Raw genomic sequence first — 25,705 nt, forward strand, 5'->3', positions numbered from 1 at the left:
CAGTAACCAATTGTAACTTTTTACCTACTAAGTAGTAGCCAAATTAGACGCAAACAGCGAGATTTATGTGCAAGTTTTGTTAAATATTTGCTGCAAAAACGCGCTGTAATTTCATCAGGAGAAAATGAATTTGAGCGTCGTTTCAGATAGTATGGGAGGACAAAATAAGGAAGCTTTATGCAAGACGTTATTGATATTTCGTGGTGGCAGTTATTACTTTTTAGTTCACTACTGATTCTTCCCATCGGCATTAATCACCACTTCAAACTCGGTCTCGCGAGAGAAGCTAGTATCAGCATTGTTCGAATGGCTGTTCAGCTATTCCTCGTAGGTTTGTACCTCGAGTACCTCTTTGAGCTCGACAGTGTATGGATTAACCTTCTTTGGCTAAGCATCATGATCGTCGTGGGTGCAAGTTCGATTATTGAAAAAGCAAAGCTGCCAAGAAAATTGCTCTTGTTACCCATCGCAACCGGATTGTCCATTACCTGCATTCCTATCGTGCTTTTCATCTGCTTCTATATCATCAAACCAACGCCCTTATTTGGAGCACAGTATTTGATACCTATCGCTGGCATGCTGCTTGGTAATAGTTTGAGTAGTAATATTGTGGCGCTACAAAACTTATTTGGTTCCTTTGAAACTCAAAAGTCGGAGTATGAAGCGGCAATAGCACTAGGAGCGTCTCCAACCTACGCGTCAGCGCCGTTTGTTCGAAATGCAATGCAGAAAGCGATGTCTCCTATAATGGCCTCTATGGCGACGACAGGCCTTGTGACACTTCCCGGTATGATGACAGGCCAAATTTTAGGGGGCGCCTCCCCTATGATTGCCATTAAATATCAGTTAATGATCATGCTCGCCATCTTCATCATGATGAGCACATCGCTTGCGGTAGCTTTGAACCTTTCACTTAAAGCCGCTCTGACCAAAGAGGGGCGAGTAAAAGCAAAGATCAAAAATAATACTTGATCACCATTTTGATCCTTATAAATAGGGTTACTCACGGAATTTAAGACAGGTTATCCACAGAAACTGTGGATAACCAAATGCAACACCTGTGGCTCTGCCCTATTCAAGTTATCAACACCCCAAATTAGTGCATCTCTCCCCTTTTCAAGGATATATAGAGATTCGTTACCGAATAGATGCTTTTTTAAGCGACTTCGGCGTTCCATTAGCGAGGTTGTTTGTCCACAATTAAAAACGGCCCACCGAAGTGAGCCGCTAGGAACTGTGATTAAGTGTGTCAAAATCAGTCACGCAGATAGATCAACCAGTACCACATGCCGACAAAGATACCGCCGCCAATGATGTTGCCTAGTGTTACAGGCAGTAGGTTATTGATCAAAAAGTCCATCATATTTAGGTCAACGTAATCTGCTGGATTGGCTCCAGTCATACTCCAGAACTCAGCTGGAGCAAACGTCTTAATACCGATAGCCAATGGTACTTGGAACATGTTGGCAATGCAGTGCTCAAAACCCGCCGACACAAACATCGCAACAGGTAGAATCATAACCGCAATTTTATCTGTGAGAGTGCGGCCACTGAATGTCATCCATACTGCAATACACACAAGCACATTACACATGATGCCCAATGCAACGGCTTGAATAAAGTCATGGTGAAGCTTGTGTTGAGAAATAGCCATGGCATTCAAACCCACTTGGCCATGATCAAACATGTATTGTTTGGTCAAAAGCATACAAGCCACCAGTAACAGAGCACCAATCAGGTTACCAATGTAAACTGTCGCCCAGTTTTTGACTAAGGTTTTCCATGAAATCTTACCACTTGCTCTCGCTACCAACGTCAGTACCGAGCTGGTAAACAGTTCACCACCGGTCACAACCACTAGAATAAGACCAAGACTGAAGGCAAGACCACCAATTAAACGAGTAATGCCCCAAGGCAAGTCACCAGCCCCTGTCGTCACTATGGTATAGAAAACAAAAGCGATACCAATATGAATACCAGCAGAGATAGCCAATAAGAAAGATTTAATGGGATCTTTAGTTGCTTTACCTACGCCGATATCTGCAGCGCGCTCAGCCATTTGAGGCGGTAATAATGAGTCAAATTGATTTAGGTTCATGGTTGTTTACATTTTGAAACATGTCATCGGGAGCGCGATAATCCTCTCTTTTATTTTTTATTTCAAGTGCTAATTTTCACGCTATTTATCGTGATCCAGATCTCATTCAAAAAATGCATAGAATTTGGCTAAAAACATACGACTTTAGGATTAGCCGGAAGTCATCACTCAACTTTCCGAAAAACCTCAACAATATAACAAATTACTTAAATTCAGATACTTAAGTAAATTTAAATGAAAGTACTATGCGCTAGTTCGCTAGCTAGCCTACCCCAAAAGGAAAATTTTGACGCAGATCAACAGAAAGTAAAAAAGCGCCCGAGGGCGCTTTTAGGATTGGATATAACTGTATTTGTTGGTCGCTACGAGTTTTCAACTTCTGCGACAGTTTCAACCTTTGATGCAGCTTCGTCGGCTGCCGGCGCAGTTACAGCTTCAACCGCTGGTTGTGCCACTGGCTCAGCTGCAGCTCCACTCGCCTGCACCTTCAAGCTCGATACCAAATCTTCAAGGCTCTTGATGTGAGCATCACTTTTTGAAATCTGTTCGGTCAGCAACTCAGTCTGCTTATTAGTATCCACAAGCTGTTGTGCCTGCTGTTGGTTTTCCGTTTCTAGTTTAGCTAACTTCGCCGTTAAAGCTTCAATTTCTTGAGTAAGCTCTGAAGTTAAATCTGAACTCTTTAGCTTTTTAATGCTAGCAACAATCTTTTCTGACTGAAGACGTAGTCCAACATCGCGGTAATCTTGCTCATTAACCGCTTTAGAGATGTTAAGTAACTGATTTTCTGCGTTCAATACCGCTTGCTCAAACTTGTCATCTTTAATGCTTGCGAGTAGTTTTACTTCGTGAGCAACACTACGCACGTGGTTTAGCTCAAACTCTGCTGCTGCAATCGCATCTTGGATGATCGACTTTTCACGTGGAGTTGCCTTAACCTTGCTTTCAGCGAGTTCAATTTGTGAAGTCGCTTTAGCAAAAGTCAGTGGCACCACCTCATGGAAGTCTTCATCTTCAAGCAGCTCTAACTTCTCTTTTAGTGGAACAATGTATTTCTTATGCGCCACTTTCACTTCAAGCACGCGAGCATTATTCAAAAACTCAACTTGCGCTTCTTGAGCATCTTCCAACTCATCCACTAGCACATAGTTAAATAGCTCTTTGTACTCTGAGTACAGACGTTTGTAGTTTGACTTAAACATCGTATCTGCACCCAATAGCTTCAAGTAATCCATTTGTGCAATAGAGTCAGCTAGTACTTGGTCTGCTTTATCTTTTAGCACCAGAATCGCTTCGTAGTTTGATTTCACCGTTTCTATTTTCTCATCAAACGCCTGAGCGTATGTTTGGCTTGAGAAGATAGAGTAGCTATCTGTAATCAATGTCTGGTCTTTTGCAATATCCGCGTAAATCTCTTGCGCGTCTGACCAAGCACCCAACAACTCTTTGTAGTTTTCAGGTGCGTACAGTGCGTATTGTGAGTGCGCTTCTAGCTTAGTTTCCCATTCTGTGTAGGTTGTTTGAATTGAATCAAACGAACGTACTTCACTGGACGCTTGAACATCCTTATTCGTTGCTTGGCTCGTACCACTTTGATCTGATGGCGTACTTTGACACCCAGCAACACCCAATAGCATACCCACCACTAAAGCTATCTTCTTGGCTCTCACTGACCTTTTTCCTTTTTATATAATTCGCACCATCTCGGTGTCATTAGATTTTTGTCAGTCCAATATATTACAAGCGTCTCAAAATGAACATCACCCATTGCCCAAATGAATATAATTCAGCCAATTTAATTAGAGACACCAAGCTATTCGTTGATTAAACACCCAATTTGGTATCAGTTATCAATTCTCTTGATTTCCTATTGCCTGCATTATCATTGCGCACTATTGTGAAAACAGAAGACATTAAAATTAATAGGTCAATTATGAAGTACACCACTGAACACATTGCAGATTTAAACCTTCTTCTTCAGTTTGATGTAAGCAGTGCCGCGACCGGCATTAAGGTGCATCAAGAAGCTTCTTCTGAAATGAAAGAAGCGGTACAACGTTTGTTCGACAAGGGCCTTTGTACTCAGCCAGACGGCGGTTACCTCACTGACGAAGGTATTGAAACCGCAGAGCGTGCCGACAAACTATTACGCATTTTAAAATAAGTTCACGTTTCCAGATTCAGACTCCATTCGCTTCGGCAATGGAGTTTTTTCATTTATGGACTTTTCATTTTTTTACAAAGGTTTGTTAGGCTTAAAGGAAAGATTTTGTCTTCCTGTAAGGTCAAATCACCAATCAATATTGCGAAGACCAATTACAGTAAGTAAGTGAGGAAATTATGGCATCTATATTAGTCCTAGGAGCTGGTTGGGTTGGCGCACCTTTAGCGGACCATTTAGCCCGCCACGGACACAGCGTTGTCGCAACGAAAACAAGCTCGCAAGGCGTGGAAAAACTTAAACAGCAACAAATACATGGATTGGAATTTTGTTTTAGTGAAAATGCAGATACCGTTTCTCAACTCTATTCACTGTTACTTGAGAACAACATTGAGATCGTGATTGGCAGCTTCCCACCTGGATTTAGAAAGGGCTTAGGGAAAGCGTATGCACAGCAATGGCAGCAGTTAGTAGAAGCGAGCCAAAAAGCGAATATCAAAAAACTGATTATGCTGAGCTCTACTACTGTGTATCCAGAAAAGCCCGGAACCATTGATGAAAGTGACGCATCGCTAGCGATCACAAATACATCGTCAGCTTATCCGTTTTCTGACAACGCCAAGATCATGCTTACAGCTGAGCAATCTGTTATCGACTCTGGCATTGATTACACTGTGCTGCGTTTTAGTGGACTGATTGGTCCTAATCGCCACCCTTCTCGTTTTGCAAGCAAGCTAAAACAAGTGAGCTCTCAAGCGCCGGCCAATATGCTGCACCTAGATGACGCGATTCGCAGTGTTGATTTCGCCATCACACAACTCCACAACCAAGTTGTCAATGTCACAACGCCTAACACGGTGAGCAAAGCCGAATTCTATGCCGCTGCGTTAAAGAGCGCGAACAGCAAAGAACCTCTTCCCCCAATTGTCGATACGCCAGACAAAAGAGTCTCTTCAGAAAAGATCATTAGCTTAGGTTTCTCATTCAAATATAACTCTACCTTGGATGCCCTCGATGACTAAATTACACCGAGCTATTGATACTCTGTGGGATTATATGAGGGTCGGTGATACACCAGCACCCTCCGATTGTATCTTTGTTTTATGTAGCAACGACACTCGTGTGGCTGAATACGCTGCACAACTGTACAAGCAAGGGATCGCTCCCTACATCGTGTTTTCTGGTGGCGTTGGGCGATTTACAGAAGGTCAATTCAGTCGCAGCGAAGCCGAGACATTTGCCGCGATAGCCCGAGACTGTGGTGTTCCCGATTCAGCAATTGTTCTAGAGACGCAAGCAAGTAATACCGGTGAAAATGTACGTTTTACCTATGACTTGCTGAAAAGTAGAGGTGATACCCCTCAGCGACTGACCCTAGTTCAAAAGCCATTTATGGAGAAGCGAACCTACGCCACCTTTAAACAACAGTGGCCGGATAAAGACGCACAGATTACGGTTACTTCTCAATGGCAACACTGGGTTGATTACTACAATGAAGAGTTGCCCTTGGAGCTGGTGTTAAGTGCATTAATAGCGGATTTCGAGCGTATCAAAGAGTACCCGAGATTAGGGTTCCAGGTCGCCCTTCATGTCCCAGAAGATGTGGAATCAGCCTATCAACAGCTTAAGAGTATTGGATTTGAAGCTTAAAACGTTGGGTTCAAGGTCTAAGTAGACATTCTAATTACGTTATAGGATTAATTCCTTCGGATATAAAAAACGGTGGCTTTCGATAGCCACCGTTTTTATTTGTTCAACCGGGATTATTTGCCCAATGCTTCTTTGTAGTGCAGTCGGCATACAGAGACATATTTATCGTTGCCACCAATCGCAACCTGATCCCCTTCTGCAATCGCCACACCATGTTCGTCGGTACGAATCACCATGTTCGCTTTGCGGCCACAGTGACAAATGGTTTTAAGCTCAACCAATTTATCTGCCCACGACAACAGGTATTTGCTACCTTCAAATAGCTCACCAAGGAAGTCGGTTCTTAAACCATAACACAGCACAGGAATGTTCAGCTTATCGACTACTTCAGTTAGTTGATAAACCTGCTCTTTCGATAGGAACTGGCACTCGTCAATCAGAACACAGTGGCGCTTTTCCTCTTCGTTCAATGCCGCAATAGCTTGAAATAAGTTCGTATCCGCTTTGAACAACTGTGCTTCCGATTGAAGACCGATACGTGAACTTACTTTACCAACGCCGTAGCGATCATCTAGCGCCGCAGTGAAGATTACGGGAGTCATCCCACGCTCTTGGTAATTAAAAGAAGACTGTAAGAGCGTTGTTGATTTACCCGCGTTCATCGCAGAGTAATAAAAATACATCTGAGCCACAGAAATATTCCTGTTAAATATAAATTGAGTATAAAAATAAGGGTGAAACTAGAATTTATGCTAGAAAAAAGGGCTGAAAATCAGCCCTTTTTATAAGATTACTTACGACGCCAAATTGTGCCTTCAGGGCCGTCTTCTAAGATAATACCTAGCTCATTCAGCTTATCACGAGCAAGGTCGGCATTAGCCCAATCTTTAGAAGCGCGAGAATCGTTACGCAGTTTGATCAGCGCTTCGATTTCAGCGACTTCATCGTCATCGCCCGCACCACCTTGAAGGAAAGCTTCAGGCTCTTGGTGAAGAATACCAATAACATCAGCCAGTTCACGCATCAGAGCACCAAGCTCGCTTGCTTTCTCAAGGCTCTCTGTCTTCAAGCGGTTCACTTCACGCGCCATATCAAACAGCACAGAGTAAGCTTCTGGTGTGTTGAAGTCGTCGTTCATCGCTGCGGTAAAGCGTGAAACGTACTCTTCACCACCAGCTGGTGCAACAGTTAGGTCAAGACCACGTAGAGACGTGTATAGACGCTCAAGTGCAGAACGTGCTTGGTTCAAGTTGTCTTCACTGTAGTTTAGCTGGCTACGGTAGTGACCAGACATTAGGAAGTAACGAACCGTTTCTGCATCGTAGTGACCCAGTACATCACGAATCGTAAAGAAGTTACCTAGAGATTTAGACATCTTCTCTTTGTCGACCATTACCATGCCGCTGTGCATCCATGTGTTTACATAGTCTGTACCATGTGCACAACAAGATTGCGCAATTTCGTTCTCATGGTGTGGGAACTGAAGGTCAGAACCGCCACCGTGAATGTCAAAGTGGTTGCCTAGGATTGAAGAGTTCATTGCAGAACACTCAATATGCCAACCAGGACGGCCTGGACCCCATGGAGATTCCCATGTTGGTTCGCCCGGCTTAGACATTTTCCAAAGAACAAAGTCTAGTGGGCTACGTTTCGCTGACTCAACATCAACACGAGCACCCGCTTGCAGCTGATCAAGGTCTTGCTTAGAAAGCTTGCCGTATTCGTCAAACTTCTTAACCTCAAACATTACGTCGCCGTTGCTTGCTACGTACGCGAAACCACGAGCAATCAAGGTTTCAACCAGCTCGATGATTTCAGTGATGAATTCTGTCGCGCGAGGCTCAACATCTGGACGCTTCATGTTTAGCGCATCAAAGTCTGCGTGCATTTCGCCGATTAGACGTTCTGTTAGCGAGTCACAAGATTCGCCATTTTCGTTTGCACGCTTGATGATTTTGTCATCGATGTCTGTGATGTTACGAACAAATGTTAGGTCATAGCCAAGGTAACGTAAGTAACGAGACACAACGTCAAAAGAGACGAAGGTGCGGCCATGACCGATGTGACAGAGATCGTAAATGGTTACCCCACAGACATACATGCCGACTTTGCCAGCTGTAATTGGTTTGAATTCCTCTTTCTGTCTTGTGAGTGTGTTATATATCTTCAACATGATCTCTATCTATATTGTGGATGAATCGAAATAAGACTCGCAGTATAACAAGTCATTAGTTATTAGGTAATACCTTTCGCCGCCAAATCGGCTAAACTCCTTGTTATCTATTGACGATTTCGTATTTTGAAACTCAATCAAACTAGGCTAGAATCGCCTTTCATATTAAAAAAGACAGTAAGGTAACAATCATGATCATCCTTCACACAAATTTTGGTGACATCAAAGTTCAACTAAACGAAGAAAAAGCACCAGAAACAAGCGCAAACTTCCTACAGTATTGCCGTGACGGTTTCTACGACAACACACTATTCCACCGTGTTATCGATGGTTTCATGATTCAAGGCGGTGGCATGACTTCTGGCCTTAAAGAAAAAGCAACTCGCGCGACTATCAAAAACGAAGCAAACAACGGCCTAAGCAACAAAGTAGGCACGCTAGCAATGGCTCGTACAATGGAACCGCACTCTGCAAGCTCTCAGTTCTTCATCAACGTTAACGACAACAAATTCCTAGATTTCCGTAGCGAAAGCCTAGACGGTTGGGGTTACTGTGTATTCGCTGAAGTAGTTGAAGGCATGGACGTAGTAAACCAAATTAAAGGTGTTAGCACTGGCTCTATGGGTATGCACCAAGACGTACCACTAGAAGAAGTGATCATCACTGGTACAACAATCGAAGCTTAATCTAGCCTTCGATTCGTATTCACCATTGATACATCAATAATTAGGACAAGGGAGCACTCGCTCCCTTTTTTTAAAACTGTATGAAAACATATTTTATCTCAGACCTGCACCTCACCCCTTCTCGACCAGACATTACCGAGTGCTTTTATACATTCATGAAGAATGAAGCCGTCGAAGCCGATGCACTCTATGTATTAGGTGACCTTTTTGAGTTTTGGATTGGAGATGATGACACTAGTGACTTTGCAAAATCAATTCGCCAGACATTTATCGACTTAGTTGCTCAAGGTGTTCCTTGCTACTTTACCCAAGGTAATCGCGATTTCTTGGTTGGCAAGCGATTCGCCAAGCAAACGGGTGTAAAGCTTCTCGACGAAGTGGAAGTGATCGACGTCTATGGGCAGAAGGCGGTGGTTCTCCATGGAGATACACTTTGCACTGAGGATGTTAAGTACCTTGCATTCAGGGAAAAAGTCCACCAGCCATGGCTACAATGGGTATTCAATCGAATTCCTTTCTTCATTAAGAAGAAGATTGTTTCCAAAGTGCAATCTGATATTAAAGACGATAAACAGACAAAGTCGCTCGACATCATGGATGTCTCCCAATCTGAAGTCGAGAAAGTGATGAAAGATAATCAGGTCGACCTGATGATTCACGGCCACACTCATCGACCAAATGTTCATCGTTTTACCAATGCCGAAAATCAAGAACAAACCCGAGTAGTGCTTGGTGATTGGTATACTCAAGGTTCTGTTTTGGTCGTGACACCAGACGGATTTGAGCTGCAATCGAGAAAGTTTAGCAACCGATTTCATAACTAAATCCGCCGTTTCATACGGATTATTATGATGCGTCAGACTTTCAATGATTGTATATGGTAATTTCCTCAGAATTAGCTATCATCAGTCTATTAAAACTAAACCGAACGCAATACTAAGTGAAATATTCATACGTAGCACGCCAGCCAATACTTGATATTGATAAAAAAACCTTAGGTTACGAGTTACTTTTTAGAGACGGTCCTAAGAATACGTTTCCAGAAGTCGAACCTGAGCTTGCTACCAGTCGCTTACTGTCAGACCATTTCTTGTCTACTCACTATAATACGTTAGGAGACAAGCTCGGTTTTGTTAATTTCCCATATGCCAGCTTAATTAACCTTGTACCAACGCTTTTCCCGAAAGAGAGCTTGGTCGTTGAGATACTTGAAGACTGTGAACCGACTGATGAGCTGCTAGAGGCTATCAAGACCATCTACGACGCGGGCTACACCATCGCCCTGGATGACTTTGTACCAAGTAAAGCTTGGAAACGCTTCCTCCCTTACGTCTCGATCATTAAATTTGATATCCGACTTGTGCCGATCGCGAAGGCTTCAATGTTCATGAGCACGATGCGTGATCTCGACATTAAATTCCTTGCTGAAAAAGTCGAAACACACGAAGAGTATGAGCAAGCAAAATCGGCTGGTTTCAGTTATTTCCAAGGTTATTTCTTTAGCAAGCCTGAAATGATTCAAACGCGCGCGTTGAACCCTGCATTTTTGACCACGATTCAATTATGCAAAGAGATCGCCAACGAGCCGATCGACTTCAATGAGGTCGAGCGACTGATCACCTTGGATGTGACCTTATCTTATAAGTTATTGACCTACGTAAACTCTGCTGGCGGTGCGACCACGACCATTCGCTCCTTCCGACAAGCACTAGTGTATTTGGGTGAACAAAAACTGCGTAAGTTCGTCTCATTAGTCGCGATTGCATCAGCTAAAGAAGATAAGCCTGATTCCCTATACGGTCTAGCCGTAATTCGAGCTCGACAATGCGAGCTGCTGATCGAAAAGATGCGCGTTAAAGAAGAACCTGGACAAGCCTTCCTAACAGGCATGTTCTCGCTTCTAGACTCCCTACTCGATCAGCCGCTGCAAGAAGTACTGAACGCAGTGCCAATCGACGAAGAGATCAAGCAGGCCTTAGTAAACCGCAAAGGCGTACTTGGCGCGGTACTCGCTATGGTTGTTGCTTATGAGCAAGCTCGCTGGGACGAAGCGACACGTATCCGAAACCTATTGAAGCTAACAGAAGCTCAATTAGGTCAAACCTATGACGAAGCAACTAACTGGGCACAAGAGCTACTCTCACCAGTAACGACATAAGTGTGTATCACCACCTTGAGTTTTGTTAGACTTGCGACAATGTTCATTCAGACAACATTAATGGCCTCCTAATTGAGGCCATTTTTATAGGATAAGATAAATGTCTCAATGCCCTTGCGGTAGCAAACAGAGCTACGCTATGTGCTGTGAAGTTGCGCATAAAGACCATCATAACGTTACAACTCCAGAACAGCTGATGCGTTCGCGATACAGCGCTCATGTACTCGGCCTGGTGGATTATGTAGTTAATACCTATCACCCTAGCTGCAATGCTGAGGCGCAGCGTGAAGGTATTGCCGAATCTATTGACAGCGATTGGGCAGGACTTGAAGTAGTCAATGCGCAACCTGGAACTAATATCGATGAAGGTTTCGTTGAGTTCAAAGCCTATTTCAATGAAGAAGGCGCGCAGTATTGCATGCAAGAACGCTCGCGCTTCGTACGAGAAAATGGCCTTTGGTTCTATATCGATGGGGAGTTTCCAGAACAGAGCCAACCTGAGCCGGCGGTCGACCCTCGCCTCAACCAAACCGTAGAAAGCTTTAAGATCGGTCGTAATGATCCGTGTATCTGTGGAAGTGGGAAGAAATACAAGAAGTGCTGTGGCTAACTCGTACGTAAAGGAAGTCAGATTAGAAGAAGAGATTCCTGATGTCGCTTAGGCTCCTCGGAATGACGAGGCCTAAAGGTGAGAGAGATACACAGGATAGAACGCTAAAAAAGCCCCGTAAACATAGTTGCTTACGGGGCTTTTTACTATCTTTTATTGGGTTAAATAAATCTAATAAGAGCTTACTTGTGGCGCTCTTTTAGCTTATTCACCACATCGTTCATCGATAGGCCTTGGTCTTGAAGCAGAACCATTAGGTGGTAAATCAAATCCGCAGATTCACAAACTAACTCCGCCTTATCGCCCGACGTCGCCGCAAGCGCGACTTCAACGCCTTCTTCGCCCACTTTTTGCGAAATACGCTTGGTGCCACGGGCATATAGGCTGGCAGTGTAAGAAGAGTCAGGGTCTGCGTCCTTGCGGGCAGCCAGTAGCTGCTCAAGTTGATGAAGCCACACCATCTGTGTCTCTTCTTGCGGATCCACATCCCAGCAGGTGGTGTTCCCAAGGTGACAAGTTGGACCGATTGGGTTCACTTTTACCAGCAGGGTATCGTTGTCACAATCCAATGACATGTTCACCAGTTGCAGAACATTGCCTGACGTCTCGCCTTTAGTCCACAGACGCTCTTTAGTGCGTGAGAAGAAGGTAACTTGACCCGTTTCACCCGTTTTAGCCAGGGCGTCTTGGTTCATGTAGCCCATCATTAGTACTTGGCTTGACTGAAAATCTTGCACGATTGCAGGAACGAGACCGTCCACCTTATCCCAATTGATACGTTCAGCCAGCGTATTTACTTCTGTCGCTGCGAAACTCATAGACGCACCTCTACACCTTGTTGTTTTAGATATTGCTTCAGTTCACCAATATTGATGACTTGTTTATGGAATACAGAAGCTGCAAGAGCTCCGTCCACGTTTGTTTTGTTGTACGCTTCTGCAAAGTGCTCCATGGCACCTGCGCCACCAGACGCAATCAGCGGTACCTTACACACTTCACGAACCATATTCAGCTGCTCTAGGTCGTAACCGTTGCGCACACCATCTTGGTTCATCATGTTTAGTACGATTTCACCTGCGCCACGCTTCTGCACTTCCTGAACCCAATCTTTGGTTTCCCATTGAGTCGCCTTAGTACGTGCTTCGTCGCCGGTAAATTGATAAACCTGGTACTTCCCCGTCTCTTTATCGTAGTAAGAGTCGATACCTACAACGATACATTGAACACCAAACTTATCCGCTAAATCAGTGATGAGTTGTGGGTTAGCCAGTGCAGGTGAGTTAATCGATACTTTGTCTGCACCAAACTCAAGAATGCGTGCTGCATCTTCAGCCGATTTAATACCACCAGCAACACAGAAAGGAATATCAATCACTTCTGCAACACGCTTTACCCAACTTTTATCGACGACACGGCCATCACTCGATGCGGTGATATCGTAAAAAACCAGTTCATCTGCGCCTTCTTCCGCATAACGCTGTGCTAGAGGGACAATGTCACCAATGATCTCGTGGTTGCGGAACTGAACGCCTTTTACTACTTGTCCATCACGAACGTCTAAACAAGGAATTATTCGCTTTGCCAGCATGCAAACGCCTCCTCTGCGGTGAACTTGCCATCAAGAAGTGCGCGGCCAACAATGACGCCGGCTACTCCACTGCCTTTAAGAGCTTCGATATCAGCTAGACTGCCAATACCACCTGATGATTGGAACTGAACCTGTGGATACTGCTTACAAAGATCAACGTAAAGCTCAACGTTTGATCCTTCTAACGTACCGTCACGTGAGATGTCAGTACACAGAACGTGTTTTAGGCCGACCGTCAGGTAGTCTTCAATCAGTGCTTCAATCGTCACACCTGAATCTTCTTGCCAACCTGAAATCGCTACTTTACGAGTGCCGTTTTCATCAATGTTGATATCCAAAGCAAGTACGATTTTTTCGGCACCATACTTTTCCATCCAGCCTTTAACAAGTTCAGGCTGTTTTACTGCCGTTGAACCAACAACAACGCGTTGAGCACCAGCTTCCAGTAGGTCGATAACGTCTTGCTCATTGCGAACACCACCGCCAATCTGGATGTTGGCCGGTGTGCTAGCCAGCAACTTAGCAATCAGGTCAAGTTGGCGCGCTGTTGTGTCTTTAGCGCCGGTAAGATCAACAAGGTGGAGCCAGTTAGCACCCGCTTGGTGATACAGATTGAACTGTTCTGCTGGATCAACTTTGTATTCTGTTACTTGGCCGTAGTCGCCTTGGAATAAGCGAACAACTTGGCCTTCAATTAAATCTAATGCGGGAATAATCATTTACATTCCTTTTATGGCAGCGTTAGCCACTGCCTAATCCTTTATTACAATTCCAAGAAATTCTGAATCAGTTTAGAGCCTGCTTTGGAAGAACGCTCCGGGTGGAACTGAACACCGTAGTAGTTACCGCTTTGAACCGCTGCGGTAAATGGTTTTCCATATTCACACTGTGCGATGGTGTAGTCACCAACCGGCATCGCGAAACTGTGTACGAAGTAGAAGTACTCCCCCTCTTCGATGTCTTTAAACAGTGGATGTTCCGGCGTTGATTTTACGGTATTCCAACCCATGTGAGGAAGCGGCAAATCACCAGTGTCCATTAGGCGAACTTCACCGTCACATAGACCCAAACATTCGACTAACTCATCGGCTTTCTGGCCTTTCTCTTGTGAAAGTTTACCTAGCAGTTGCATACCCAAACAGATACCTAGCAGTGGTTTCTCAACCTGTTTAACCAGTGAAATTAGATCACGCTCAGCAAGGTTTTTCATCGCTTCACTTGCGGTGCCCACGCCCGGCAAAAACAGTTTGTCTGCAGCCAGAACGACAGCAGGATCTTTCGAGATCTCAACAGCATAACCAAGGCGTTCAATGGCAAACTTTACCGACGAAACATTGGCACAGCCCGTATCGATGATGACGACTTTCTGCTCTTTCATGTTCATTCCTTACAGTACGCCTTTGCTACTTGGTAACTCGTTACCTTCAACTTTAATAGCTTGGCGTAGAGTGCGACCGAATGCTTTAAACAAACTCTCAATGATGTGGTGATCGTTATCACCTGCTGAAGATAGGTGCAGCGTACACGCTAACGTGTCGGTTAGTGAGCGGAAAAAGTGAACCACCATCTCAGTAGAAAGATCGCCAACTTGCTCACGGCTGAACTTCGCATCGAACTTTAAGTACGGACGACCAGATAGGTCTAACGCACACTGTGCCAGACACTCATCCATTGGCAGACTAAAGCCAAATCGACCGATGCCACGCTTGTCGCCCAGCGCATCTTTTAGTGCTTGGCCAAGAGCAAGTGCTGTGTCTTCTACCGTGTGGTGATCATCGATGTGCAGGTCGCCTTTCACCGACAGGTTCATTTGGAAGCCGCCGTGTGTCGCGATTTGATCCAGCATGTGGTCGAAGAAACCCATCCCTGTATCAATCTTATTACCGCCTGTTTCATCAAGATTTACAGCAACCTTGATGTCAGTCTCTTTGGTAGTACGAACCACTTCTGCAACGCGGGCTTTTACAGTTAAATCTTTTAGGATTTGCGGCCAGTTCATCATGCCTTCTGCATTTGGATCTGGGTTGTACTGAATGCCACGAATAGCCATGTTCTCGGCCAACTGCAGGTCAGTAACACGGTCGCCAATCACAACAGAATTCTGGAAATCGACTTTACCCGCTTGCAGGTACTCTTTCACCAAACCCAGTTTTGGTTTGCGGCAAGAGCAGTTGTCTTCGTCAAAGTGAGGACAAATCAATACATCGTCAAACTTCACACCTTGAGATTCAAAAAACTCCATCATCATGTTGTGTGGCGCATCGAAGTCTTCTTGAGGGTAGCTATCCGTGCCAAGCCCATCTTGGTTAGTAACCATCACTAGACGATAACCAGCATCTTGCAGCGCAAGCAAACTAGGAATCACTAACGGCTCAAACTTAAGCTTGTCTAGGCGGTCAACTTGAAAATCGACAGGCGGCTCAACGATCAGAGTGCCGTCACGGTCAATAAATAGAATTTTCTGTTGTTTACTCACTGGAACTTCCTTTTAACTTTAAATCTTGTGGCTCAGACAATAGCATCTAAGCCAAATCAATCTGTTTACGTCGCGTAATCAATCGCCGCTTCTATTGGTAAAAATTTCGAATAAAACCAAGTGTCTTTTCGCACTCTTCTCGATTACCAACGCTGATACGAACACAATCTTCAATCGGCGAATTACGTAAAATGATGCCGTTGTCCCACGCCGCTTTAAACAGAGCATCACCATCAGGGAATTTAACGAGCAAGTAGTTACCCCAACCATCGAACACCGTCAGTTGTGGCATCCCCATTAAACCTGCCTGTAGGTAAGCACGGTTTGCGTTAAGGTCAAGCACTTGGAACTTCGCACGAGCTAGCCCTTCTTGAGACAGCGCTTGAGTGGCGATCTCCGCTACTGGAACTGGTACTGGGTAAGGTGCGATAACTTTAAGAAGCACATCAATCAACTCTTTGTTCGCCAACGTGAAGCCGCAGCGCAAACCAGCCAAAGCAAACGCCTTAGAAAGTGTTCTTAAGATCGCAAGGTTTGGATACTGATCCAAAAGATCCACCGTCGAGGCTTCTGGACAGAAGTCGATGTACGCTTCATCCATCACTACAATCGCTTTGTCTTGCGTCATTTCCAACAACTTAATGATGTCTTTACGCTCAACAAGGTTACCCGTCGGGTTGTTTGGGCTACATACAAATACGACTTTAACGTTATCAAGCTGCGCTTCGATCGCATCGAGATCGAGCTGCCAGTCAGAAGTCAGCGGAACAACCTTACGCTCGACACCGATAGTTTCCGCGCTAATCGCGTACATTCCATAGGTCGGTGGACAGTAAAGGATTGCATCTTCACCCGGCTCACAGAAAGCGCGAATCAGTAGCTCAATACCTTCGTCCGCACCACGAGTTGTGATGGTCTGTTCAGCTTTAACACCCGCGTATTGAGCGTACGCCTCAATCATCTCTTTCGGTTGACACTCACTATAACGATTTAGACGCGCAAGATTCAGCGTGTATTCATTATCAAATGGAGATTCATTGGCATTAAGCCATACGTCACCTGAACCACCGATTCGTCTTGCCGACAAATAAGGAGTTAAGGCTTGAACTTGTTTTCTTGCTAGCTTTTCCATGAACAACTTACTCTCTTTAATTCTATGCTTCGGCGCGATTGAGTTTTTCAACTCGGATGGTTACAGCACGTTTGTGTGCATCAAGACCTTCTGCTTCTGCCATGGTAACAACCGTTGGCGCAAGACCTTTCAAGCCATCTGCTGATAGCTCTTGAACTGTCATTCTCTTAGAGAAATCCGCCAAACCTAAGCTAGAGTAGGTTTTGGTATAACCATAAGTTGGAAGAACGTGGTTGGTACCCGATGCGTAATCACCTGCTGACTCGGGTGACCAGTCACCTAAGAAGATTGAACCTGCATTATCAAGTAGAGGTAGAAGTTCGCGTGGGCTCTTAGTTTGTACGATCAAGTGCTCAGGGCCATAGAAGTTAGAGATAGCGACCGCTTGCGTAATCGATTCTGCAATGATGATTAAGCTCGATGCCAACGCTTGTTGCGCGATATCTGCACGAGACAATTCTTTGAGTTGCTTCTGAACCGCTTCCGTTACTTGGTCTGCAATCACTGGTGATGGCGTTACTAATACCACTTGAGAGTCAGGGCCGTGTTCAGCTTGGCTCAACAAGTCCGCAGCAATGAAGTCGGCATCTGCTGTTTCGTCTGCGATAACAAGTACTTCAGAAGGACCCGCAGGCATATCAATCGCCGCGCCACGGAAGTCGTTGCTCACTTGACGCTTTGCCTCGGTAACATAAGCGTTTCCAGGGCCAAAGATCTTATCTACCTTTGATACCGTCTCAGTGCCGTAAGCCATAGCAGCAACAGCCTGACCGCCACCTACATTGTATACTTCATCAATTTTACAAAGCTTAGCGACGTATAGAATCTCATCTGCAATCGGTGGTGGTGAACAAAGCACCACTTTACGACAACCGGCAATCTGAGCCGGAACACCAAGCATTAGAACCGTTGAAGGAAGCGGAGCACTACCACCCGGAATGTAAAGACCAACCGTATTGATAGCGCGAGTCACCTGCTCACATACGACCCCAGGTTGAGTCTCGACCTTAATAGGTTGCGGTTTTTGCGCTTCGTGAAACTTAGCAATGTTGCTGTAAGCTTGCTCTAGTGCTTGCTTCATTTCTGCTGTTAGACGAGCACTTGCTTCTTCAATCTCGTCCGCCGAAACGCGGATAGACTTTGGCGTTACTCGGTCAAACTTTTCGGTCAGTTCAGTCAGTGCAGCGTCGCCTTCACTTCGCACTTTGGCGATAACCTCAGAAACAGCCGCGGTGATGTTTGCGCCCTCACTAATCGCGGGACGCTCTAGTACAGAATCTTGCTGAGATTCACTTAAAGATTGCCAAACAACGGTTCTCATGCGGATTACCCCATCATTTTTTCGATTGGTAATACTAGGATTGAACTCGCACCTAGCTCTTTCAGTTGTTCCATCGTTTCCCAGAACAAGTTCTCTGTACTTACTAGGTGAACTGCAACTTTGTCTTTGTCCGTTGAAAGAGGAAGAACCGTTGGATCTTCAGCACCAGGTAGCAATGCTTTGATCTGTTCAAGCTGAGCAGTTGGAGCGTGTAGCATGATGTACTTAGATTCTTTCGCCTGTTGTACGCCTTGCATACGTGTTAGTAGCTTTTCAATCAATGCTGTCTTATCTGCGTCAAATTCGCCAGTACGTTGAATCAGTGTCGCTTTAGATTGGAAGATGATTTCAGCTTCTTTTAGACCGTTTGCTTCCAGTGTTGCGCCTGTAGAAACTAAATCAGCAATCGCATCTGCAAGTCCAGCACGAGGAGCCACTTCTACAGAGCCAGTTAGCATACAAGTGCTGAAATCAACACCTTGCTCGTCCATGTAAGCTTTTAGAAGTTGAGGGTAAGTGGTTGCGATACGCTTGCCCGCTAGGTCTTGCGGTCCGTTGTACTCTTCGTCTTTATTGATTGCGATAGATAAACGGCAACCACCGAAATCTAGACGACGTAGTGTTTGGAACTCTGCAGGCTCTTTAAGAGCAAGGCGATCTAGGCGAACTTCTTCCAGTTCATTTTCACCAATGAAACCAAGGTCAACGACACCGTCCATGATCAAACCTGGGATGTCATCATCACGAACCAGTAATAGGTCGATTGGCATATTTAGTGAATGTACAACTAGGCGCTCACCCATGATGTTGAATTTAACACCACATTTTTTTAGTAGGTCTTGGCACTCTTTACTTAGGCGACCTTTCTTTTGAATTGCGATTCTTAGGCGTTGTGTCTGCATTGCTGTATCCCTGTGCAAATATTTGAATTTATTAATTAATTTAAAGCGCTAAAACTAAAAAACCCTCGGAAGACTCTGTCATCCCGAGGGTTTAAATCTAAATTCTTTTGACTTAACCTCCGGGAGTAATCTTGCTCCCGGGTACGCGTATATCTCCCCGAAAGACTAGATAGGGTGATGATGGTGATGAATGTTCATTACTAATTTACGCATACTTATCAGCTCTTATGTTGTTTGCTGTCTTATCTCCACACTAACTAAGGTGGTGGTCTTTTTCAACCATTTATTCGAACTTTTTTCACGATTTTTAAAATTAATTTAACGCCAATAAAAAAGGGAAGCCGTAGCCTCCCTCTTAAATGTGGTTATTTCACTGATTAGCTCTTGCAAGTTGCCATTTTGCAACGCGAGAAGTAACCCAGTGCAAAACACACACCAACAAATGTTAGCGCTGCTGCTGAGAACGAAAGCGCTACAGAAGCTGTCATACCCAGAACGATGAAGCCTACACATGATACTAGAGCCACAGACAGCGCGTAAGGAAGCTGCGTAGCTACGTGGTCGATGTGGTTACAACGTGCACCGGTTGAAGACAGAATGGTTGTATCTGAGATTGGAGAACAGTGGTCACCAAATACAGAGCCTGCTAGTACCGCACTCAACATCGGCAGCATAAGTGCAAGGTCTGTCGCGCCAGCCATGTCACCCGCGATTGGTAGCATGATGCCGAAGGTACCCCATGATGTACCAGTAGAGAATGCCATCAGACCAGCAAGTAGGAATAGAATCACTGGTAGCCAGTGGTAATCAATGTTGCCCGTTGCTAGCGAAGATAGGTAAGTACCTGTTTTCATGTCGCCAATAACTGAACCGATTGTCCATGCGAATACAAGGATCAGGATTGCGCCAAACATTGAGCGAGCACCGATCCACATAGTACGAACGATTTCCGCCATAGGCAGTTTTTGCTTAAACACGGTTGCTAGAGCAACAAGTAGACCTAAGATACCACCGTAAACAAGAGACTTACCTACATCTGTGTTTTCAAACGCACCAAGTAAGTTGAACGCTTGGCCGTCAGCAGCCAGTGCCGCGCCACCGGTGTATAGCATCGCTGCTACTGTCGCCACGATAAGCGATACGATAGGCATAATTAGATCAGACACTGAACCGTTTTGGCTCTCTTCAATGTCTAGCTCTTCATTTAGGTCGTGAGCTTGTTGGCTGTCATTGTCGCCTTCAAAACCACGGCCTTGAGATGCTTCAATTTCGTGGTCACGCATTTTGCCTACATCAAGACCAAACCACGCCACTGCAAATACCATGAGTAGTGCAAACACTGCGTAGAAGTTCATTGGGATAAGACGGATGTATGCGCCTAGTGCCGAGTACTCAGTCATACCATGAGTCACAAGAATGCCACCGATGATAGTCATGATGTACGCACCCCAGCTTGATGCTGGCATGATCACACACATTGGAGCAGCAGTTGAATCTAAGATATAAGCAAGCTTAGCGCGAGATACATAGAAACGGTCTGTTACAGGACGAGAGATCGCACCAACGGCTAGGCTGTTGAAGTAATCATCAACAAAGATGAATACACCCAAGAATGCAGCTAATAGTTTAGAACCACGTTTGCTCTTAACACGAGACTGTGCCCATTCAGCAAACGCACGAGTACCACCAGATAGCGTTAGCAACGCCGTCATCATACCCAAAAGAAGAAGGAACCCGACAATACTCATGTTCCAAGTGTTAATACCGCCGTCTTCAATGAAAACACCCGATACCTTAGTAGCAACATAGCTCGCGGCATTACCAACTGAATAATCAGCCAGTAGAATAGCGCCCATTACAATACCGACACCAAGAGAAACTAAAACACGACGAGTCACAATAGCAAGGCTCAATGCCACCAGTGGCGGGAGCAATGATAAAGGCGATGTTGCAAAATCTATTAAATTCATGATCTTCAAAAACCAGTTTATTTTTATTTGGCTAGAGATCTACTGCAGACAAACTCGGTACAGACGACCAAGTTCATGTTGAACTAAGCGAAAGGGAAGTGAACACTTCACCCAACCCTACAGTAGCGCTCCATAGTTTAAAATTAAGACTATGGCAGTGTTGTACCTATTTAGCACAACCCCAGCAAATTGCTTAGATATACAATTTACTTCGGCAATTACACCTTTTGCTCCCATTCATTGGCATCACCCCAATGAGAGTTACTCTTTGCAATTGCACCTCTACGTGCGATAACACTTTTAACTATTGTTAGTTCATTTTAACAACAATTTAACCAGCGCACCGCATCAGGTAGCCGCAATTGTACTCAACAAAAGCAACAATGCAACATATCATTCCGAGAAAACTAACTTTTTTGTTAGTAAAGTAATCAAGGTGCTCACAACATCGCCACACCTACTCCATCAGTCACATATCACATTTATAGAGTAGTATTAGAATTATTATATCTTAAACTTGGGACTCCATCGGTTTTTCTGAAAGTTCCCCTCTTTTTCAATATTTAATTAAGTTTTAATAAAAAATACTGTTTGTTTTCTTTAATACCTCTGTTTATTATTAGGAGGATTAATTAATTTATCTTGATGGGAAATATCATGTCTGAATTAACAAAAACTCTATTAAATATCCGTAGCCTTCGTGCATTCTCACGTGAATTAACTCTTGAGCAACTAGAAGAAGCACTAGATAAACTGACTATTGTTGTACAAGAGCGTCAAGAAGCTGAAGCTGAAGAACGTGCTGCTCGTGCAGAACAAGAAGCAAAACTAGCTGCAATCGCAGATCAAATCGCTAAAGACGGCATTGACGTTGCTGATCTAATTGCTGCTCTTTCTGGTGAGTCAAAAGCAAAAGGCACTAAATCTAAGCGTGCACCACGTCCTGCTAAATACAAATACGTTGATGCAAACGGCGAAGAGAAGACTTGGACTGGTCAAGGTCGTACACCTTCAGCAATCCAACAACAGCTTGATGCTGGTAAATCTCTAGAAGATTTCGCTATCTAATAGTTAGCAATCAAATTCATATAATAAAGGCCTATTTCGATAGGCCTTTATTTTTATCTGAGCAAAACTGCTTGTCTCTTACCAATCTTAAAATGAGCATCTACACTTCTGCCCTTACTTCATGCTACTAGTCCTTAATAGATAACATCCACCTATTGTGGTCATCAGGTACCTCAGTCGAATCAACTCCCTAAACGCTTTACAATATTGTAATGCCACGCCGTTCAATAGAAAGATAACCACGACATTTTGTGGTAGTGCTAAGCTGAAAATCCGCAGACTCACGATAACCCGATTAATTATCTCAAACTCTAAAACTTGTCGATCGTTATACTAAAGTATATATACCTGTGACGGCTGTTCCATTTGGGAACATATTGAATAATAAGCGCGTCAATAACCCACGCTATTGCGTAATTGTCTCATTATTATTATGTATATACACGCACATGATAATCATCGAGACATTATACATGCCATATAATGAGACACTCTTATCAAGTGCCTTTTGGCAAGGTGTTACGTAAATAAATTACGATGAAACTCCCTTACTATTACTTACTTGACTACCGACTATTCGAAAACTGAATGTACCTATCAAATATTAATAGAAATAAAAAAACCTCAAACTAGGTTTGAGGTTTTTAGACAATTCAGCTTTTCAATAGTGAGCGATTAACGTTCCCAGTATGCTTCTTCTAAGCTGTCTTCGCGTTCAGGAAGACCGCGAGATAAACGTGGTGAGTGCTGAACTAATACTTCGTAGCTTGCACGGTTTGAATATTTACATACTTGTGAGAACGAAGAGTAAGTTAAAAATGAGTGCTGATGCTTACTTGAATTCGGCACATTCTCTTTATGGTACTTATTTGCAGCCATATCATGTAGCAACGCAGATAACGCAGCATCACCCGCGCCGTTAGTGTTCTTAATTTTCTCAGGGCCGCCCATGTAAGGGGCAATATGCGAGTAAACTTTGATAGGAGATTCACACAACGCTTTATGCGCTGGGCGGCTAAATTCAAAACGGTTGAACTCGGCAATAGAACCCGGTAGCAACGGCAGTGTTGTTTCGCGCTTCGCAGCCTCTTCAGTGTAACCCGCCATAAATAGACCAACAGGACCTGCTGTACATAAAACCAAATCTACCCAATCCAGAGTCTTATCTGATGCAGCTAGAGGATCGCTTTCACCAGTTAGTGCTTCTGCTTCATCTTCATTCATCGCGACGACAGTGACGTGCTGCTTTAAGAAGTCTTTCCAGAATTCAGGATCGTCTTGAATAACGAACTTAGTACCTAGAGTCAGTACCACTGGCACATCGTATTTCTTTGCGTACTCAATCGCTTTCATTGTCGCTTCAGGCATCGGATCGCCTGGCTTACAACGAACAAGGTATGCAGTTAGAACTAATGCAGATGCACTCTTGAAGATTTTCTCTGGAATGCTGTCTGGATTTAGCTGGTTCATTTGACCTTCGCTGATTGCAAAGGTGCGTTCACCATCTTCAGTGATCAAAGCAAAGCAACGACCGATTGCGCCATCTACCCCTTGTAAATGGTTCAGATCCATTCTGCTTGATGTGTTACATAGGTAACGGTAACCGTAGCTGCCGATTTTGATATCTTGGCTCATTACACCTAATAGTGTTGAACGGTCATCCGCTAACACTGAGTAGTTATGTAGCGTGTTACCAATGGTGCCACCAGCGTATTCATTAGTAATCAGACACTGCTCTTTTAGCTCTTGGTATAGAGACTCTGCAGCTTCGTCATTGATAACTAGAGAATGACCTTTACTTAAACCGTACTTTTCAATTAATTCTGAACTCACTTTCGCTTCGATATCCACCAAAGTTTGGTCAATACCAATAATATGAGTGCGAGACATCTTCTTGCTGTTCTGAGATTGGCTCACTAATGGGTCACGAGCATGAACCGGAAAATAGTGCTTTGATTTACGTTGTCCAGGAAATTTCATAAGGCTAGTCTAAGTCAAGGGGAAATAGGGGGCGGATTCTACCGCGCTATATTTAGCGCGGCAATCACTCAAACTATAGCAAACGTTTGCATGGGTATTTTTTTATTCGCCTTCCATAAAGCTTAGATCTGGCAGCATATCCAGATGTTCTGCGTAACGCTTTTGGTTGAATTCAGCGTTGTTCTTCATGACATCAAATACTTCGATTGCAAGTGCACATGCCATCGCTGCAATTGCATCTTCACGAGAGTGCCCGGTCATCATCAAACGCATTAAAGTCTCTTTGACCTTAATCGGTTGTCCGTCTTCTAGCTGATTCTCAATAATCTCAATCAACTGCTCTTCTTGCATAAATTCATCTTGTTCAGACATTTTTTCATCTCAGGTCTTGGATTTTCAGCGACTATGCCACATATAGGTCTGACATCCTAGCGACTCGCTTCGCTTTCATCAGATTCCTAATGAAATACAGCGCACTTCTTGTGCAAAAGAAACTGTGATTCCGGTCTCGGATCTGTCACGTTGTTTCTCTTTCTGTTAGAATCTGCGACCAAGTAATAGTAACGGTGTTTAGACATGTCAGATATCAGCTCTGGAAACAGCCAAAAGAAAGTAATTGTCGGTATGTCCGGCGGTGTAGATTCGTCAGTTTCGGCGTATCTTCTCCAGCAACAAGGCTATCAGGTAGAAGGCCTTTTCATGAAAAACTGGGAAGAAGACGATAACGAAGAGTACTGTACGGCAGCTGAAGATCTTGCGGATGCGCAAGCGGTTTGTGACAAGCTAGGTATCCACCTTCACACCATTAACTTTGCAGCAGAGTACTGGGACAACGTATTCGAATACTTCCTTGCAGAATACAAAGCAGGTCGTACGCCAAACCCAGACATTCTTTGTAACAAAGAAATCAAATTCAAAGCCTTCCTTGAATTTGCGGATGAAGTACTAGACGCAGACTACATTGCAATGGGTCACTATGTTCGTCGTACTTTCCCAACTCAAGAAGAGCTAGATGCAGGTAAAAAGCCAGAAATGCTTCGTGGTCTAGATAGCAATAAAGACCAAAGCTACTTCCTATACACGCTTAGCTCAGACCAAGTTGCGCGCAGCCTATTCCCAGTAGGTGAGTTAGAGAAGCCAGAAGTACGTAAGATCGCTGAAGAGCAAGATCTGATCACTGCAAAGAAGAAAGATTCAACAGGTATCTGTTTCATCGGTGAACGTAAATTTACAGAATTCTTAGGCAAGTACCTACCAGCACAACCAGGTGATATTGAAACACCAGAAGGCAAAGTGATTGGTAAGCACAACGGTCTGATGTACCACACACTAGGTCAGCGTAAAGGCCTGCATATCGGTGGCACTAAAGGCGGCGGTGGCAACGAAGCACCATGGTTCGTTGGCGAAAAAGATCTTAAGCGTAACGTATTGATTGCGGTACAAGGTAAAGACCACCCTCTTCTAAAATCTGAAGGTTTAATTGCGTCGCAACTGCACTGGGTAGACCGCGCACCAATTACTGATGTTTTGAAGTGCACAGTAAAAACTCGTTACCGCCAAACAGATATTCCTTGTACAATCATTCCAATTGACGATGAGAACATCAAGGTTATCTTCGACGAGCCTCAAATTGCAGTGACTCCAGGTCAGTCAGCAGTATTCTATCAAGGCGAAGTTTGTCTTGGTGGCGGCATCATCGAAAAACGCATCTAACTGATCGAACGACAAACGA

At 44.3% G+C, this 25,705-nt stretch carries 25 protein-coding genes, 1 riboswitch and 1 other annotated feature; of the genes, 10 read left to right on the forward strand and 15 right to left on the reverse strand.

Annotated elements, in window-relative coordinates; translation table 11 throughout:
* The first annotated feature begins 177 nt into the window (after window positions 1–177).
* Entirely contained in the window at window positions 178–972 is a 795-nt protein-coding gene (locus FIV04_RS09430; protein ID WP_152468994.1) for an ABC transporter permease, read from the forward strand.
* Window positions 973–1,255: 283 nt separating this feature from the next.
* On the opposite strand, the gene focA is transcribed toward FIV04_RS09430, so the two are convergent.
* The gene (gene focA / locus FIV04_RS09435) at window positions 1,256–2,098 is read right to left on the reverse strand and encodes a formate transporter FocA (RefSeq protein ID WP_032552117.1); all 843 of its coding nucleotides are present in this window, start codon (window positions 2,096–2,098) and stop codon (window positions 1,256–1,258) included.
* Between the two features lie 362 nt (window positions 2,099–2,460).
* Complete coding sequence (locus FIV04_RS09440) at window positions 2,461–3,768, reverse strand: ATPase (RefSeq protein WP_152468995.1); 1,308 nt, start codon at window positions 3,766–3,768, stop codon at window positions 2,461–2,463.
* A 263-nt stretch (window positions 3,769–4,031) separates the two neighbouring features.
* Between FIV04_RS09440 and FIV04_RS09445 the strand changes: the two genes are divergently transcribed.
* The 3 genes from FIV04_RS09445 to FIV04_RS09455 all read left to right on the forward strand — a co-directional run bounded on the left by FIV04_RS09445 (window position 4,032) and on the right by FIV04_RS09455 (window position 5,909).
* Window positions 4,032–4,262, forward strand: a complete 231-nt coding sequence (locus FIV04_RS09445; RefSeq protein WP_032552115.1) for a TIGR02647 family protein — start codon at window positions 4,032–4,034, stop codon at window positions 4,260–4,262.
* A gap of 176 nt (window positions 4,263–4,438) precedes the next feature.
* Complete coding sequence (locus FIV04_RS09450) at window positions 4,439–5,281, forward strand: NAD-dependent epimerase/dehydratase family protein (RefSeq protein ID WP_152468996.1); 843 nt, start codon at window positions 4,439–4,441, stop codon at window positions 5,279–5,281.
* Entirely contained in the window at window positions 5,274–5,909 is a 636-nt protein-coding gene (locus tag FIV04_RS09455) for a YdcF family protein (protein ID WP_301339523.1), read from the forward strand. The genes FIV04_RS09450 and FIV04_RS09455 overlap by 8 nt, the downstream gene beginning before the upstream one ends.
* A 113-nt stretch (window positions 5,910–6,022) precedes the next feature.
* Here FIV04_RS09455 and FIV04_RS09460 read toward each other — a convergent pair whose 3' ends face one another.
* Entirely contained in the window at window positions 6,023–6,601 is a 579-nt protein-coding gene (locus tag FIV04_RS09460; RefSeq protein WP_032552112.1) for a thymidine kinase, read from the reverse strand.
* A gap of 98 nt (window positions 6,602–6,699) precedes the next feature.
* Window positions 6,700–8,082 (reverse strand): cysteine--tRNA ligase, encoded by a 1,383-nt coding sequence (gene cysS, locus FIV04_RS09465; RefSeq protein ID WP_152468998.1) that lies wholly within the window; start codon window positions 8,080–8,082, stop codon window positions 6,700–6,702.
* A 191-nt stretch (window positions 8,083–8,273) separates the two neighbouring features.
* Between cysS and FIV04_RS09470 the strand changes: the two genes are divergently transcribed.
* The 4 genes from FIV04_RS09470 (at window position 8,274) to FIV04_RS09485 (ending at window position 11,536) form a co-directional block, all read left to right on the forward strand.
* Window positions 8,274–8,768, forward strand: a complete 495-nt coding sequence (locus tag FIV04_RS09470; RefSeq protein ID WP_032552110.1) for a peptidylprolyl isomerase — start codon at window positions 8,274–8,276, stop codon at window positions 8,766–8,768.
* Between the two features lie 80 nt (window positions 8,769–8,848).
* Window positions 8,849–9,592 (forward strand): UDP-2,3-diacylglucosamine diphosphatase, encoded by a 744-nt coding sequence (gene lpxH, locus FIV04_RS09475; protein WP_152468999.1) that lies wholly within the window; start codon window positions 8,849–8,851, stop codon window positions 9,590–9,592.
* Between the two features lie 116 nt (window positions 9,593–9,708).
* Window positions 9,709–10,926, forward strand: a complete 1,218-nt coding sequence (locus tag FIV04_RS09480) for an EAL and HDOD domain-containing protein (protein ID WP_152469000.1) — start codon at window positions 9,709–9,711, stop codon at window positions 10,924–10,926.
* Between the two features lie 100 nt (window positions 10,927–11,026).
* The gene (locus tag FIV04_RS09485; protein WP_152469001.1) at window positions 11,027–11,536 is read left to right on the forward strand and encodes a YchJ family protein; all 510 of its coding nucleotides are present in this window, start codon (window positions 11,027–11,029) and stop codon (window positions 11,534–11,536) included.
* 182 nt (window positions 11,537–11,718) lie between these two features.
* Here the strand turns inward: FIV04_RS09485 and hisIE are convergent, their stop codons facing one another.
* The 9 genes from hisIE to FIV04_RS09530 form a co-directional block, all read right to left on the reverse strand.
* Window positions 11,719–12,354, reverse strand: coding sequence for a bifunctional phosphoribosyl-AMP cyclohydrolase/phosphoribosyl-ATP diphosphatase HisIE (gene hisIE, locus FIV04_RS09490; protein WP_032552106.1), 636 nt, complete (start codon window positions 12,352–12,354; stop codon window positions 11,719–11,721).
* On the reverse strand, window positions 12,351–13,124 hold the full coding sequence (hisF, locus tag FIV04_RS09495) for an imidazole glycerol phosphate synthase subunit HisF (RefSeq protein ID WP_032552105.1): 774 nt from the start codon (window positions 13,122–13,124) through the stop codon (window positions 12,351–12,353). Before hisF ends, hisIE begins: the two co-directional genes overlap by 4 nt.
* Complete coding sequence (gene hisA, locus FIV04_RS09500) at window positions 13,106–13,843, reverse strand: 1-(5-phosphoribosyl)-5-[(5-phosphoribosylamino)methylideneamino]imidazole-4-carboxamide isomerase (protein ID WP_150894116.1); 738 nt, start codon at window positions 13,841–13,843, stop codon at window positions 13,106–13,108. Before hisA ends, hisF begins: the two co-directional genes overlap by 19 nt.
* A gap of 44 nt (window positions 13,844–13,887) precedes the next feature.
* On the reverse strand, window positions 13,888–14,502 hold the full coding sequence (hisH, locus tag FIV04_RS09505) for an imidazole glycerol phosphate synthase subunit HisH (RefSeq protein ID WP_152469002.1): 615 nt from the start codon (window positions 14,500–14,502) through the stop codon (window positions 13,888–13,890).
* Between the two features lie 9 nt (window positions 14,503–14,511).
* Window positions 14,512–15,600, reverse strand: a complete 1,089-nt coding sequence (hisB, locus tag FIV04_RS09510) for a bifunctional histidinol-phosphatase/imidazoleglycerol-phosphate dehydratase HisB (RefSeq protein WP_032552102.1) — start codon at window positions 15,598–15,600, stop codon at window positions 14,512–14,514.
* A 91-nt stretch (window positions 15,601–15,691) separates the two neighbouring features.
* Window positions 15,692–16,732, reverse strand: coding sequence for a histidinol-phosphate transaminase (gene hisC, locus FIV04_RS09515; protein WP_150868930.1), 1,041 nt, complete (start codon window positions 16,730–16,732; stop codon window positions 15,692–15,694).
* A gap of 22 nt (window positions 16,733–16,754) precedes the next feature.
* Window positions 16,755–18,059: a histidinol dehydrogenase gene (gene hisD / locus FIV04_RS09520; RefSeq protein ID WP_150894109.1), complete on the reverse strand. Its 1,305-nt coding sequence runs from the start codon at window positions 18,057–18,059 to the stop codon at window positions 16,755–16,757.
* The gene (gene hisG, locus FIV04_RS09525) at window positions 18,059–18,955 is read right to left on the reverse strand and encodes an ATP phosphoribosyltransferase (RefSeq protein ID WP_032552099.1); all 897 of its coding nucleotides are present in this window, start codon (window positions 18,953–18,955) and stop codon (window positions 18,059–18,061) included. Before hisG ends, hisD begins: the two co-directional genes overlap by 1 nt.
* Window positions 18,956–19,008: 53 nt before the next feature.
* Window positions 19,009–19,145: a sequence feature (His leader region), on the reverse strand.
* A gap of 187 nt (window positions 19,146–19,332) precedes the next feature.
* Window positions 19,333–20,925, reverse strand: coding sequence for a Na+/H+ antiporter NhaC family protein (locus FIV04_RS09530; protein ID WP_032552098.1), 1,593 nt, complete (start codon window positions 20,923–20,925; stop codon window positions 19,333–19,335).
* 115 nt (window positions 20,926–21,040) lie between these two features.
* A riboswitch (Lysine riboswitch) is annotated at window positions 21,041–21,218 on the reverse strand.
* A gap of 364 nt (window positions 21,219–21,582) precedes the next feature.
* Here FIV04_RS09530 and FIV04_RS09535 point away from each other — a divergent pair.
* Window positions 21,583–21,993: an H-NS family nucleoid-associated regulatory protein gene (locus FIV04_RS09535; RefSeq protein ID WP_032552097.1), complete on the forward strand. Its 411-nt coding sequence runs from the start codon at window positions 21,583–21,585 to the stop codon at window positions 21,991–21,993.
* A gap of 675 nt (window positions 21,994–22,668) precedes the next feature.
* Here FIV04_RS09535 and FIV04_RS09540 read toward each other — a convergent pair.
* Together FIV04_RS09540 and FIV04_RS09545 are read right to left on the reverse strand one after the other, a co-directional pair.
* Window positions 22,669–23,973, reverse strand: a complete 1,305-nt coding sequence (locus tag FIV04_RS09540) for an inosine/guanosine kinase (RefSeq protein ID WP_032552096.1) — start codon at window positions 23,971–23,973, stop codon at window positions 22,669–22,671.
* 102 nt (window positions 23,974–24,075) lie between these two features.
* Complete coding sequence (locus FIV04_RS09545; protein ID WP_032552095.1) at window positions 24,076–24,345, reverse strand: hypothetical protein; 270 nt, start codon at window positions 24,343–24,345, stop codon at window positions 24,076–24,078.
* A gap of 204 nt (window positions 24,346–24,549) precedes the next feature.
* On the opposite strand from FIV04_RS09545, the gene mnmA reads away from it, so the two are divergent.
* A complete protein-coding gene (gene mnmA / locus FIV04_RS09550; RefSeq protein WP_152469003.1) occupies window positions 24,550–25,686 on the forward strand; it encodes a tRNA 2-thiouridine(34) synthase MnmA in 1,137 nt (378 codons plus the stop codon).
* Window positions 25,687–25,705: the final 19 nt, after the last annotated feature.

This window comes from Vibrio sp. THAF190c, from assembly GCF_009363355.1.
Taxonomy (GTDB): Bacteria; Pseudomonadota; Gammaproteobacteria; order Enterobacterales; family Vibrionaceae; genus Vibrio; species Vibrio fortis_A.